This is a genomic window from Nocardia aurantia (assembly GCF_009604425.1).
In the GTDB taxonomy this organism is placed as follows: Bacteria; Actinomycetota; Actinomycetes; order Mycobacteriales; family Mycobacteriaceae; genus Nocardia; species Nocardia aurantia.
Genome location: NZ_WEGI01000003.1, coordinates 552,353 through 564,291, shown reverse-complemented (window position 1 = coordinate 564,291; position 11,939 = coordinate 552,353). Strand labels below are relative to the sequence as shown.

The window sequence follows — 11,939 nt, the reverse complement described above, 5'->3', positions numbered from 1 at the left end:
GCGCGGTGCGGGAATACGCCGGAAGAAGTGATTCGGTCTCGCACCACGACGGGCGGGGCCGCCGCTGTTCCGGCGCGTGCGACGTTGTCGATGAGCGTGGCGCCGACCGCGCATCCACCGGCGCCACGCTCGGTTATCACGCTACGGATACGGAAAGGGCAAGTCACCGCATCCGGACATAACGATGAGAATTCTCAATCCGGATACGCGCCGATTCGGGGCGGCCCACAAAATCGCTGCGAGCGAAAACCGGGCTCGTTTCGGCGCGAATTCCGCGGGAATTCCGGTAACGGACCCGGGGGTCCCCGACGATGACTGGTTGCACAGGCCACGAACCGGTAACGTACGGAGGTGGTGCCGACCCTGGCACCCGCGACCGGACGGTTGGCCGCGGCGGTACGGAAAGGCATCAGAAGGCATGACGGGCACGGCCGAGAAGCTGCAGGAACTGCGCAAGCTCCTCGAGGTCGCAGAGGAACCGGCGGGGCAGGCCGGGATCGACAAGCGACGGAGCAAGGGCATCCCCAGTGCTCGCGAACGGGTCCGGATGCTGCTGGACAAGGGCACCTTCGTCGAGACCGGCGCGCTGATGCGCCAGCCGGGCTCCGAGAACGCCTACTACGGCGACGGCGTGGTCACCGGCCGCGGCTACATCGACGGCCGGCCGGTCGTGGTGATCGCGCACGACCAGACCGTCTACGGCGGTTCGGTCGGCGAGATGTTCGGCCGCAAGGTCTCCGCGGCCATGGAATTCGCCTACGAGAACGCCTGCCCGGTGGTCTGCATCAACGACTCCGGCGGCGCCCGCATCCAGGACGCGGTCACCTCGCTGGCCTGGTACGCGCTGATGTGCCGCTGGCAGGGCGAACTGTCCGGTTATGTGCCGATGGTCGCGGTCATGCTCGGCAAATGCGCGGCGGGTTCGGTGTACGGCCCGGTGAATATGGACATTCTGGTCGCGACGGACAATTCGTACATGTTCGTGACCGGCCCGGACGTCATCAAGGCGGTCACCGGCGAGGACATCAGCGCCGAGGAATTGGGCGGCGCGGCCGTGCAGGCCCGCGACGGACTGCTGCACGCGGTCACCCACACCGAGCAGGAGGCGTTCGACTGGGTGCGCAAGTACCTGAGCTACCTGCCGTCCAGCTGCGTCGAGCAGCCGCCGCTGATCAACCCCGGCCTCGAGCCCGAGACCACCGCGCACGACCTCGAGCTGGACTCGATCATCCCGGACGCCGACAAGTCCGGCTACGACATGCACGAGATCCTGCTGCGGATCTTCGACGACGGCGATTTCCACGAGGTCGGCGCCGGCAACTCACAGAACCTCATCACCGGCTTCGCGCGCGTCGACGGCCGGCCCGTCGGCGTCGTCGCCAATCAGCCGATGGTGCTCGGCGGCGCACTCGACGCGCAGTCCGGCGACAAGGCCGCCCACTTCATCAACATCTGCGACGCGTATCACATCCCGCTGGTCTTCGTGGTCGACACCCCGGGCGTGCTGCCCGGCGTCGAGGAGGAGCGCAACGGCGTCATCAAGAAGGGCGGCCGGTTCTTCCGGTCCCTGATCGACGCGACGGTGCCGATCGTCACGGTGGTCGTCCGCAAGGCGTACGGCGGCGGCTACGCGGTCATGGGCTGCAAGCAGCTCGGCGCCGACATCAGCCTGGCCTGGCCGACCGCCCGGATCGCGGTCATGGGCGCCGAGGGCATGGTCAGCATCGTCGGCCGACGGCAGCTGGCCGCGGTGCCGCCGGAGCAGCGCGAGACCGTGCGCGGCCAGATGATCGACTTCTACAACGCCACCGTCGCCACCCCGTGGATCGCGGCCGAGCGCGGCTACATCGACGCGGTGATCGAGCCGTCGCAGACCCGGCTGGAGCTGCGCAAGGCGCTGCAGGTGCTGCGCGACAAGCAGGCGGTCCGCAAGCCGAACCCGCGCAAGCACAGCATCGTCCCGCTCTGATCGCCCGCGGGCGCCGGGCGATCAGCACTCGTCCGGCGCCGGCACCCCCTGCAATCGCTGGTCCAGCCAGGCGATCGCCTCCGGGTATCCGACCACGCCCGCGATCACGTGTTCGCCGAACACACTCCGGTATTCCGCCGTCGCGCCGAGCGCGCACTGCTGCCGGAACAGGTTGCGGGCCCCCGCCGCCGGGATCCAGAACTCCTGCTCGCCGTTGTAGATGTACAGCGGCACCGCGGATTTCAGGTCGGCCATGGCGGTGATCCGATAGACCTCCGCCGCGACCGCGCCGTGCAGCGGGTCGGGGATGTCGGCGGCCAGATCGATCGGCAACTGGAGCAGGCCGGGCACGGCGAAGATGCTGCCGCAGGTGTCCTTCAGCGGCGACACCGCCGCCCATCGGCCGAGATTGTTCATCTCGCCCAGGATCTCCGGCCGCTCGCGGCCGACCCCGAAGGTGGCGGCCAGGAAGAAGCCGGCGGCGAGGTTGGCGTTCATGCTGCGCCCCAGCAGTTCGTAGTCCGCGGGCACGCCGCCGAGTGCCGCGCCGGCCACCACATCGGCCAATTCCGGTGCGTACGAACCGATCAGGGCCACCGCGCCGCGGGTGGCGATCGCGCCGCCGGAGTATCCGGTCATGCCGAACCGGCTGCCGGCGAACTCACCGGAGGGCAATTCCCGTACCGCGCGAATCGAATCCAGCACCGCGTGGCCCGCCACGTACGGCTCCGCGTAGGCCATCCGCGGGCCCTCGTGATCGGGGATCAGCACCGCGTAACCGCGCCACACCGCCAGCTGCGTGGTCGGCGGCAGGAAGTCGGTGACGTTCGTGTAGACCGGCGAAATACCGTGCGCGAGTGAATAACTCGCCGTGCACGCGCGGCCCAGCGCGTCGATCGGCAGATTGTTCACCACCACCGGCCGGGAGCCGGCGCCGGTCCACGGCGTCGACGGCAGCACCAGCGAGGCGGTGGCGAACGACGGCGCGTCGTGCGCGTCGGTGGTGCGGAACTTCAGCTGCAATACCTGCCGCACCGGCGAGGTGAGCACCGGCGCCGCGGTCGCGGTGACGTCCCGGACCTCCAGCACCTCGCCGGGCGCCGCGGCGTCCAGCCCGTCCGGCCAGGCGTCGAAGAACGGATCGCCGACCGCCGCCGGGAGGACCGCCTGCTGCAACCGCGCCAGATCCGGCGTCAAGCCGGGCAGCGACGCCACCGCCGCCGACTGTGGCACGATCGGCGGCGGCGGGATCACCCGATCGATCCACTGCTGCACCTCGGGCAGATCGGGCAGCGCGAGCCGGCCCATCGCCGGCAGCGCGGGCGCCGCCGCCGGATCCGCTTGCGGGGCAACCGGTTCCGGCAAAGGCGCGGGGGGCGGCAGCCCCGGGATCGCCGGTAGACCGGGTATCACCGGCAACGGCGGTAGCGCGGGCAGCGGCGGTTGGGCGACGGCCGTCGCCGGTGCCGACAGGATCAGAATCGCCGCAGCGGGAATCCACCAATTCCGCACGGTCCACCCCCAACAGGCGAGATCACTTCGTTGTGAGCCGTCCCAATGCGGTTGCTACTGCGGCCGTCTCGGGCCGTCGTCCCGACCGCGCCGGACAATTCGAGGGTAGCGACGCGGAACTGCCTGTTCGGGCACCGTTTTCGTTTCGTGCACGGCTGGTTGCCGGTTCGCAACCGGCGACCGCCGAGTGACTCGATGCGGACACGGCGCCCGTCTCGTGCCCTGGCGCCCGTCGCGCCGCCGGTATGCTGGGCGCCGACCCGATCAGCGGTACATGAGCGAGGGAGACCGGATGCGCATCGTCATCGCGGGTGGACACGGTAAGGTCGCGCTGCTGCTGACCCGGTTGCTCGCCGGACGCGGCGACGAGGTGTTCGGTCTGGTGCGCAATCCCGCGCACACCGGCGATCTCGAGGCCGCCGGCGCCCGGCCCGTGCGAATGAGCCTGGAGGACACCACCGTCGACGAGGTCGCCGCGCTGCTCGACGGCGCCGACGCGGCGGTGTTCGCCGCCGGCGCCGGGCCCGGCAGCGGGGCCGCCCGCAAGTACACCGTCGACCGCGACGGTTCGGTGCTGCTGGCCCGGGCGGCCGAGGCCGCGAAAGTGCCGCGCTTCCTGCAGATCTCGTCGGCGGGCGCCGGTCAGCCGGTCACCCGCGGCGACGAGACGTGGGCGGCCTACATCGACGCCAAGACCCAGGCCGAGGAGGATCTGCGCGCCCGCCCGCTGGACTGGACGATCCTGCGGCCGGGCAGCCTCACCGACGAGCCCGGCACCGGACTGGTCACCCTCACCGAGCCGCCGGGCGCGCGCGGTGCGATCCCCCGAGCCGATGTCGCCGCGGTCCTCGCCGCCGTACTGGACGCGCCAGGCACAATCGGCAAGACCCTGGAACTCATCGCCGGTAGCACCCCGATCGACCAGGCGGTCGCGGTGATCTGACCCGGTGGCCGGCAGTCCGACCGGCCCGGCGGGTCAGCACCGCTCGGCCAAGCGGGTCGGCAACACCTCTACCCGGCGGCTCAGCAGTTGGAGGGCGCCGATTCGCCGCGCATCCGGGCGTCGAGCCACGTCATCACCTCGGGGAGGCCCAGAACGGCGGCGGTCAGGTGGTCGGGGACCGGGATCGCCGCGGACTGCAATCGGACACCCGCGCCGCACCAGCGGTGGTCGGTGTCGATGATCGCGTCCACCGGGACCAGGCCGTCGATCGGTGAATGCCATTCGAAGACGGGCATATTCGGCACGCCGTCGAAGAGTTGCAGGCTGTTGTCCTCGACAACCTTGCGGGCCACCGGATCCTGCGTCATCGACGTGGTCTTCGCGAAGTCGATCATGCCCTTGCCGGCCGCGGCGGTGAGCAGATCGTTGGTGCAGCTGTTGGCCATCGACTGCCGGACCGCCAGACCGCGGTCGTTGAGCTGATCTGACAACGGGAACCGGTCGGGATACTCCCGTTCCAGCCCGAGCCCGGCGGCCAGCGCCAGCCCGAACACCGGATGCGCGCCGAAGCCGAGCCCCTCGAGCATCGTCACCAGGTTCATCGGCACACCGCCCGCGGCGGCGCCTGCCACCCGCAGCTCGGGCGCGTACGAGGGGGCGAGCGCCGCCGCCCACGCGGTCGCCATGCCGCCCCCGGAGTAGCCGGCCATCGCAACCGGGCTCGCCGACACCCGCAGCTGCGGCAGCCGCTGCGCCGCGCGGATCCCGTCCAGCGTGATCTGGCCGCCGAGACGTGCTGCGCCGTAAGCGAATTGCGGGCCCAGATGATCCGGCATGGCGATGGTCCAGCCGCGCCGCAACAGCACGTTGTAGGCCGGCGCCTCACGCACCTGCAGCTTCGGATCGCTGGTGTAGAGCACGTGCGAGACCGCGCATTCGGTGCCCAGCCCGTTGATGATCGTCTGGTACGACAGCAGCGGGCCGTTGTCCGGACGGTTGCGCGGACTCAGTACCGTCGTGGTGGCCGCGATCGGCCTGCCCTCGGAATTGGTGGAACGGAACTTGATCAGCGTGATGTCGGTGTCCGGGAAGACCGCCAGCGGCGGCAGCGCCCGGGTCTCCAGCACGTCACCGGGCTGGTGATCGGCGATGTCCGCGGGCGCGGCGTAGAACGCGTCCGGGTCCGGCTTCGGATAGATCGGCTGCGCCGCAGCGGTTTCCGACCCCGCGGCGACCAGCAGCAGCCCGGCGGCGACCCCGATCAGCGTCCGCCGGAGTGTGGTTTTCCCCATGTCCGAGCAGGCTATCCGCCGGTGGCCGAAAGTCCCAGTACTCCACGAGGGTCAGGAGATGTCACAACGGGCGCGCCGAACCCGCTGCCCGCCACCGCGAATCGGCCCGCCACCGGCGGTGAATCCGGTGCGCACCACACCTGTACGTTCACCTGCACATACAAGATGAAAGTTACCTTTCACTCCGCGTTTCAACCTTGTGCACCGGGTGGTTTCGCGGTAGACCACGAGGGTGACAGTCGATCGGGCGCAAACCTCGGCGCACCGTCGTAGTTGGGAGGATCTTCCGAGCGAGGCGCGAGCCGCGGTCGAGGCGGCGACGGGCCCCATCTACTGTTCCACGCCGGTGGCCGGCGGTTTCTCGGCCCATCTCGCCGAGCTCATCGATGTCGGCGGCCGGCAGTTGTTCGTGAAGGGCCTGCGCGCCGACGATCCCGATGTCTGGTCGCAGCAACGCGAGGCCGAACTCGGCCGTTACGTCTACCCGATCGGCCCGCGGGTGCGTTGTCATCTTCGCACGGGTGGCTGGGATCTGGTCGTCTTCGATTATGTCCCAGGGCATTTCGCGGACTATCGCAGCGACGCGGATCTGGCCGAGACCGCGGCGGCGATGACCGCGCTGGGCCGGCTGCGCTGCCCGCCGCGGCAGCCGCTCGAGGACGCGGTGCGGCGCTGGGGCAGTTATCTCACCGACACGGCCGACGTACTGCGGTTCGGTGGCGACGCGCTGCTGCACACCGATTGGAACTACAGCAACGTGCTCATCACCGACACCGACGCCCGCCTCGTCGACTGGCCGTGGGCCACCCGGGGCGCGCCGTGGATCGACCCGTGCTGCTGGATCGTCTGGCTCATCTTCGCCGGGCGCACACCCACCGAGGCCGAGCAGTGGGCCGCGCGCATCCCGGCCTGGCACGCCGCGACCGAACGCGATCTGGAGGTGTTCGCGACCGCACTCGCCGCGGAGTGGACCTCGACCGCACATCGCCATCCGAACATGTGGACCTTCGGCCTGCGAGATGCCGCGCGGCAGTGGATGATTCACCGCTGGGCGCCGTGAGCCGAGCTACCGGCGGGCCCGGCCCGCCGGCCGAGCGTGCCGCGCGGGGTCGTACTGCGCTGCGAGGCAGCTCCGCCCCGCAGCGGCGGGGCACGGACGACCGCGCCGCCCGCCGGTGAGGCCGCGCCACGGCGAACGATTCGCTCAGCCCCGCCGGCCGCGGTCGGCGGTACTGAAGCGTCGATCCAGCCGGCCGGCGTTGATCTGGCGCCCCGCGTTGGCGACCGCGGTCACCATCGAACTGCCGAACGCGCCCTCGCGGTCGAACAACGTGGCGGTGCCCACCGCGAGACCGTCGCGGCTGAGGTGATTGTCCGCCTCGACGCCCAGTTCGCGGCCGACCGGCATCCGGGCCAGGGCCAGCGTGAGGTCGGTGTTGATGAAGCCGATGCCCTCGTCGCTCCAGTTGGTCACCATGCTGGTCTGCTCCCCCACCAGCGCGGCCAGCACGAACGGCGAAGGATCCTCGCCGACCAGGACATTCATCGGGTGCTGCCAGGTGCGTTTGCGAGAGGCGTTCTCGTGCGCGCCGAACGACTGCGCCCACGGGCCGCCGGCATCGCTGCCGAACCACGGGATGCCGGGACCGGTGGCCGGGGGCGCGAGCTCGAGCGGAGGCGGGGACGGCTGCCGCTCCCGGGTCCAGATCTCCCCCGGCGGTTGTTCGGACGGCCGCAGCAGCACCACCGTGGCGCGGGCCACCGGGGTGGCGTCGTTGCTCAGCACGGCGTCCGCGACCCGGATCCGGTTGCCGTCGCGCACCCGCGTGGTCGCGACCGACAGCGAACGCATTCGGGCGGGCGCGAACATGTCCACGGTCAGCCGCACCGGAGCGAAACCGTCGCCACCGTGCCGGACCTCGAGCGTGTGGGCCAGCAGTCCGCACACGGCCGGACCGACCACCTGGTCCGAGGACCATTGGCTGACGGCGAGCGGCTCGGGAACGAAGTTGTCCCCGTCCGCGCGGAAGTACCCGAATGACCCGCTCACTGTGCTCGTCCTGCCTGGTCGGGCCGCGTTCGGCCGCCGATCTCGATCAGATTCGACATATAGCACGATCACCGGCGAACAGCCAACAAACGTTGAAAGGCCAAGACAGGCGGTTGGGAGGGCTCCGGAGCAACCCTCCAGCAGCCGAAATCGCCTCTGCGAGTGCATTTTCGAAGTTGCAGATGTACTTGCATTTGTGAGCTACATCGCCCTAGACTCGTCCTGCAAGGCAAAACAGGGGAATACCAGGGAGCCGTAGAGTGAACCCGGTGCCAAATCTTGCCATCGGATGACTCGCGGCCTGGCGCTCAGGGGCGTTCACATGAACCAGCCAATGGACCTCGGCCGGATCGGGATCATGGACTTCAGCCGGACCGACAACTATAGCAATTCGCGAGAGACCGCGACTCGTTTCGTCATCAATGCCGTCGAACACACCGGCGCGGCCAGCCGCGACGATTTCGACATCGATCGGATCGTCACCACCGCCCACAGCCTGGTGAACGACTGGGACTTCCAGGGCATGCAGCCGGAAGCCTTCTGGCGCATCGCATCCACCTGCATCAGGCAGTAGGACGGCGCCGTGGGTGGCAACCCCCGATCGGCCGCTGCCACCCGCTCCTTCTCAGCCGAGTTCGCCGATCGCCTTCTCCAGCATGCGCCGTGACCGTTCCGGCGCCTCGGCCTGGACACTCAACCGGTCCATGACCTGTCGGTACAGCTCCAGCTCGACCTGCTTGTCGAGATACAGCGCGCTGGTGAGCTGCTCCAGATACACGATGTCCGGCAGTTCCGGCTCCGCGAACCGCAGCATGGTGAACGAACTGCCCACTGCCGCATGGCCGCCCGCCGCGAAGGGCAGGACCTGAATGGTGATGTTGGACCGGTGCGAGATGTCCAGCAGATGCCGCAACTGGGCCCGCAGCACATCCGCGCCGCCGACCGGCCGATGCAGCACCGCCTCGTCCACAACGGCCCACAGGGTGGGCGCGCCCGGCCGGTCCAGAATCTGCTGCCGGCGTTTACGCAGTTCCACCCGGCGGGTGGTCTCCACGTTCTCGTGCCCGAGGGCCACGATGGCGCGGGCATAGTCCTCGGTCTGCAACAGACCGGGAATGACCTGCCCCTCGAAGGTACGAATGGACTTGGCGGCGTGCTCCAGTCCGAGATAGGTTTCGAACCAGGGTGGCAGCAGATCGCTGTAGCGGTGCCACCACCCCGGCTGATTCGCCTTGCGAACCAACTCCAGGAAAGTCTCGCGCTCATCGGCATCCGCGACGCCGTACAACGTCAGCAGATCACGAATGTCGCGCTCTTTGAAGCCGGTCCGCCCGAGTTCGAGCCGGCTGATCTTGGCATGGGAGCCACGAATGTGGTCGCCCGCACGTTCGCGTGTGATGCCCGCCTGTTCGCGCAACTTACGCAGTTGCCCGCCGACCGCGATACGCAATGCGGTCGGGCCGCGGTCCGCCACAAGCGATTCCACACGGCCGATCCGGACGGGTTCTGCGATCATGAGGGTTTACTCCGATGCTCGACTGATCACCGGCAGTGCGGGCCACAACCGCCTCGTCGCGAACCACACCGCGCCGAATGCCAATGTTACCGTCCGCTAGGCGAGATCGTCGAATTCCCCGCTCTTTGCTCCGCGCAGAAAAGCATCGATCTCCGGACGGGTGTAGACCAGCACCGCACCTTCGGGATCCCGCGAATTGCGCATGGCCACCAGCCCGTTCGCCAGATCCGCCACTTCCACGCAGTTTCCGCTCGGATTGCTGAAGGTGCTCTTGCGCCACTTCATTTCGGACGTACGGCCGATACCGGCTGCGGACATCTCCGACATCACAGTCTCCATCCTCTCGGATCCGGGCCTGCCGCCTGCTGCGGAGCCTCGGCGCTTGCATCTGTTCTCGCAACTGTTCTTGCATTTGAGCGGAACGTCATCACGATAGCACGGTGATTACCACGGATCGAGACCTCGAGCGAAACGAAAACATATGCGGGACAAGCTATTCGATCTTGATCACGGGCACCGACCGGAAGTTTGCCGCAAACCCGCCCGAACGGACGCACTGTGCAGATGTACTTGCATTTGCACAACGCACATCCCTAGACTCGACGATGACGCGACTGGCCGCGAGGTCCACCGGCTCCTGGACCGGCCGACGCCGGCGTCGGCACCGACACCCATCCCGTCACAGGTCAGAGGCTTCCGGTGAACCAACGTCTGTTTCAACCCGGTCCACACGAATCGAGCAGCGGCGCCGAAGGATTCGGCGACTGCGCGACCGAGCCCGGCAATCTCACCTTCCGCCGGGCGCGAAACATCCTGTGCGCCCACGATCGTCATCTGGGTTGCCGGCAATGGATCGCGGCGGCCGCCTACCTGTCGGCGGGCCTCGACGACGAGTGATCCGCCGAGGTCACGACGTCGCCGATGGCGCGGGTGCGACACCGGCGCGGGCATGCCCGATTTCTCGGTGAACAGGCGGGTATTCCGTATCCCGTCCGGGCCCACTCGTGCCCGGGCTGCTGCACAATTGCAGTAGTCGCCGGCACTCATCGAGGAATTATGAACAGGCACAAGTCCGTTTCGGTCGTTTCGACCATTGCCGCAGTGGCGGCCACAGCATTCCTGACCGGTTGCAGCCACAGTGCCGCCGCCAAATCCGTTACCGAACAAGTGCACTCGCCCGTGGCGGCGCCACAGGCCGCCGGAAAAGTCCCGATCGGGCCGGGCCCGTCCGGCACGTACACCGTTGCGGCGCAACCGGCTCCGGGTACGTGCCATTTCCGCTATACCGCCGGCGGTCAGCCGCTGCCCGATCCGGTCTGCACCCCCGGCGCGACCAATCCGAAGGTCACACCGGAAACCGTCGCCGACACGATCTGCCACAGCGGATACACCTCGTCGATCCGGCCGCCCGCGTCGATCACCGACCGGGAGAAGGACGCCAACGCGAAGTCCTACGGCTACACCGCCAATCTGCACGACGCGGAGTACGACCACCTGATCTCGCTGGAACTCGGCGGCGATCCCAACGATCCGCGCAACATCTGGGTCGAGCCGCCCTCCCCCGGGCACCAGTCCGGTTCCGGGCCGGAGAACCCGAAGGACAAGGTGGAGAACCAGCTTCACGCGCTGGTGTGCGGCAAGAAGGTCCCGCTCGGCGATGCCCAGTCCGCGATCGCGACCGACTGGACCACCGCCCTGGCCACCGTCGGGCACCCCGACGGGAAATGATCAGGAGCGGGTCGCGGTCACCAGACTGATCAGCGAAGTCACCAGGGAGGCCGACGGATCCGGCGTCGGCGGCGTCCGGCCCAGGGCACGGATGTACGCGTCGACCTCGGTGCGCTCGGCATCCCAGCCGTGGTCGGCGAACCAGGCGGCGGCCTCGTTGCGCGGCTCGTTGTAGATCAGTTGCACCCACTCGGCGCGGCCGTGGTCGTTCTGATCCGCGTACGACTGCATCTCCTCGAGCGCCGCCGGGCTCAGCATCTCGGTCTGCTCGACCGCGGCCCGGCTGTCCCGGCAGCTCAGCGCATCGATCGACTCGAACAGGCGGTCCTGGGCGGCGGCGGGCAGATACGGCAGCAGCCCCTCGGCCAGCCACGCGGTCGGCCGGGACGGGTCGAACCCGCCGTCACGCAGCGCGCGCGGCCAGTCCTCACGCAGATCGACGGCCACCTCGCGGCGCCGCGCCCGCGACATCCCGCCCGCGGCGGCCAACGCCTTCGCCTTGAAATCCAGGACCGGGGCGCGGTCCAGTTCGTACACCACGGCGTCGTCGGGCCACGACAAGCGGTACGCGCGGGCGTCCAAGCCGGCGGCCAGGATCACCACCTGGCGGATCCCCGATTCGATCGCGGCGTCGCAGAAGGCGTCGAAGTAGCGGGTGCGCGCGGCCAGATACAGCTGGAAGCCGGTCCCGAAGCCGGGATCGGTGAGCGGATGATCCGCGACCAGGCCGTCGAGCAGATCCTCCCATTCCGGCCCGGCGGCGCGCACGAAGGTCTCCGCGAACGGATCGGACGCGAGCGGGTCCGGTTCCCGCGAGGCGAAAGCCCGACCGGCCGCCACGAACAGCGCGGTCGACCCGACACCGGAGGTGATGTCCCAGGAGTCTCCCTCGGTACGCATGATCGTGAAAGTACCGGTGATCCGGGCAA

Annotated in this window: 12 protein-coding genes; 6 read left to right on the top strand and 6 right to left on the bottom strand. The window is 68.9% G+C overall.

The window, feature by feature from the left end; genetic code table 11:
• Positions 1-418 precede the first annotated feature (418 nt).
• Complete coding sequence (locus NRB56_RS08925) at positions 419-1,969, top strand: acyl-CoA carboxylase subunit beta (RefSeq protein WP_153340199.1); 1,551 nt, start codon at positions 419-421, stop codon at positions 1,967-1,969.
• A 21-nt stretch (positions 1,970-1,990) separates the two neighbouring features.
• On the opposite strand, the gene NRB56_RS08920 is transcribed toward NRB56_RS08925, so the two are convergent.
• Positions 1,991-3,277, bottom strand: coding sequence for a lipase family protein (locus NRB56_RS08920; RefSeq protein ID WP_153340491.1), 1,287 nt, complete (start codon positions 3,275-3,277; stop codon positions 1,991-1,993).
• 496 nt (positions 3,278-3,773) lie between these two features.
• Here NRB56_RS08920 and NRB56_RS08915 point away from each other — a divergent pair, with 496 nt between their 5' ends.
• Positions 3,774-4,424, top strand: a complete 651-nt coding sequence (locus tag NRB56_RS08915; RefSeq protein ID WP_153340489.1) for an NAD(P)H-binding protein — start codon at positions 3,774-3,776, stop codon at positions 4,422-4,424.
• A gap of 80 nt (positions 4,425-4,504) precedes the next feature.
• Here the strand turns inward: NRB56_RS08915 and NRB56_RS08910 are convergent, their stop codons facing one another.
• Positions 4,505-5,716 carry a lipase family protein gene (locus NRB56_RS08910; RefSeq protein WP_153340197.1) on the bottom strand — a complete coding sequence of 404 codons (1,212 nt, stop codon included), beginning with the start codon at positions 5,714-5,716 and terminating at the stop codon, positions 4,505-4,507.
• Between the two features lie 232 nt (positions 5,717-5,948).
• Between NRB56_RS08910 and NRB56_RS08905 the strand changes: the two genes are divergently transcribed.
• Positions 5,949-6,776 (top strand): phosphotransferase family protein, encoded by an 828-nt coding sequence (locus tag NRB56_RS08905; protein WP_153340195.1) that lies wholly within the window; start codon positions 5,949-5,951, stop codon positions 6,774-6,776.
• Positions 6,777-6,920: 144 nt separating this feature from the next.
• On the opposite strand, the gene NRB56_RS08900 is transcribed toward NRB56_RS08905, so the two are convergent.
• Entirely contained in the window at positions 6,921-7,766 is an 846-nt protein-coding gene (locus tag NRB56_RS08900; protein ID WP_319942740.1) for an acyl-CoA thioesterase domain-containing protein, read from the bottom strand.
• A gap of 289 nt (positions 7,767-8,055) precedes the next feature.
• Between NRB56_RS08900 and NRB56_RS08895 the strand changes: the two genes are divergently transcribed.
• On the top strand, positions 8,056-8,340 hold the full coding sequence (locus tag NRB56_RS08895; RefSeq protein ID WP_227837373.1) for a hypothetical protein: 285 nt from the start codon (positions 8,056-8,058) through the stop codon (positions 8,338-8,340).
• A gap of 51 nt (positions 8,341-8,391) precedes the next feature.
• Here NRB56_RS08895 and NRB56_RS08890 read toward each other — a convergent pair whose 3' ends face one another.
• Positions 8,392-9,282 carry a helix-turn-helix domain-containing protein gene (locus NRB56_RS08890; RefSeq protein ID WP_153340193.1) on the bottom strand — a complete coding sequence of 297 codons (891 nt, stop codon included), beginning with the start codon at positions 9,280-9,282 and terminating at the stop codon, positions 8,392-8,394.
• A 96-nt stretch (positions 9,283-9,378) separates the two neighbouring features.
• A complete protein-coding gene (locus NRB56_RS08885; protein ID WP_052172617.1) occupies positions 9,379-9,609 on the bottom strand; it encodes a DUF397 domain-containing protein in 231 nt (76 codons plus the stop codon).
• Between the two features lie 372 nt (positions 9,610-9,981).
• Here NRB56_RS08885 and NRB56_RS08880 point away from each other — a divergent pair, with 372 nt between their 5' ends.
• Positions 9,982-10,179 carry a hypothetical protein gene (locus NRB56_RS08880; RefSeq protein ID WP_319942739.1) on the top strand — a complete coding sequence of 66 codons (198 nt, stop codon included), beginning with the start codon at positions 9,982-9,984 and terminating at the stop codon, positions 10,177-10,179.
• 204 nt (positions 10,180-10,383) lie between these two features.
• Positions 10,384-11,010 carry a hypothetical protein gene (locus tag NRB56_RS08875; RefSeq protein WP_319942738.1) on the top strand — a complete coding sequence of 209 codons (627 nt, stop codon included), beginning with the start codon at positions 10,384-10,386 and terminating at the stop codon, positions 11,008-11,010.
• Here NRB56_RS08875 and NRB56_RS08870 read toward each other — a convergent pair whose 3' ends face one another.
• Positions 11,011-11,910: an SAM-dependent methyltransferase gene (locus NRB56_RS08870; protein WP_153340187.1), complete on the bottom strand. Its 900-nt coding sequence runs from the start codon at positions 11,908-11,910 to the stop codon at positions 11,011-11,013. It abuts the gene before it with no gap.
• Positions 11,911-11,939 lie beyond the last annotated feature (29 nt).

What these genes read in the sequence shown, in the direction of transcription:
- NRB56_RS08925 (WP_153340199.1), top strand. Translation starts at nt 419, where the DNA reads ATGACGGGCACGGCCGAGAAGCTGCAGGAACTGCGCAAGCTCCTCGAG.
- NRB56_RS08920 (WP_153340491.1), bottom strand. Translation starts at nt 3,277, where the DNA reads ATGGGCCGGCTCGCGCTGCCCGATCTGCCCGAGGTGCAGCAGTGGATC.
- NRB56_RS08915 (WP_153340489.1), top strand. Translation starts at nt 3,774, where the DNA reads ATGCGCATCGTCATCGCGGGTGGACACGGTAAGGTCGCGCTGCTGCTG.
- NRB56_RS08910 (WP_153340197.1), bottom strand. Translation starts at nt 5,716, where the DNA reads ATGGGGAAAACCACACTCCGGCGGACGCTGATCGGGGTCGCCGCCGGG.
- NRB56_RS08895 (WP_227837373.1), top strand. Translation starts at nt 8,056, where the DNA reads ATGACTCGCGGCCTGGCGCTCAGGGGCGTTCACATGAACCAGCCAATG.
- NRB56_RS08890 (WP_153340193.1), bottom strand. Translation starts at nt 9,282, where the DNA reads ATGATCGCAGAACCCGTCCGGATCGGCCGTGTGGAATCGCTTGTGGCG.
- NRB56_RS08885 (WP_052172617.1), bottom strand. Translation starts at nt 9,609, where the DNA reads ATGTCGGAGATGTCCGCAGCCGGTATCGGCCGTACGTCCGAAATGAAG.
- NRB56_RS08870 (WP_153340187.1), bottom strand. Translation starts at nt 11,910, where the DNA reads ATGCGTACCGAGGGAGACTCCTGGGACATCACCTCCGGTGTCGGGTCG.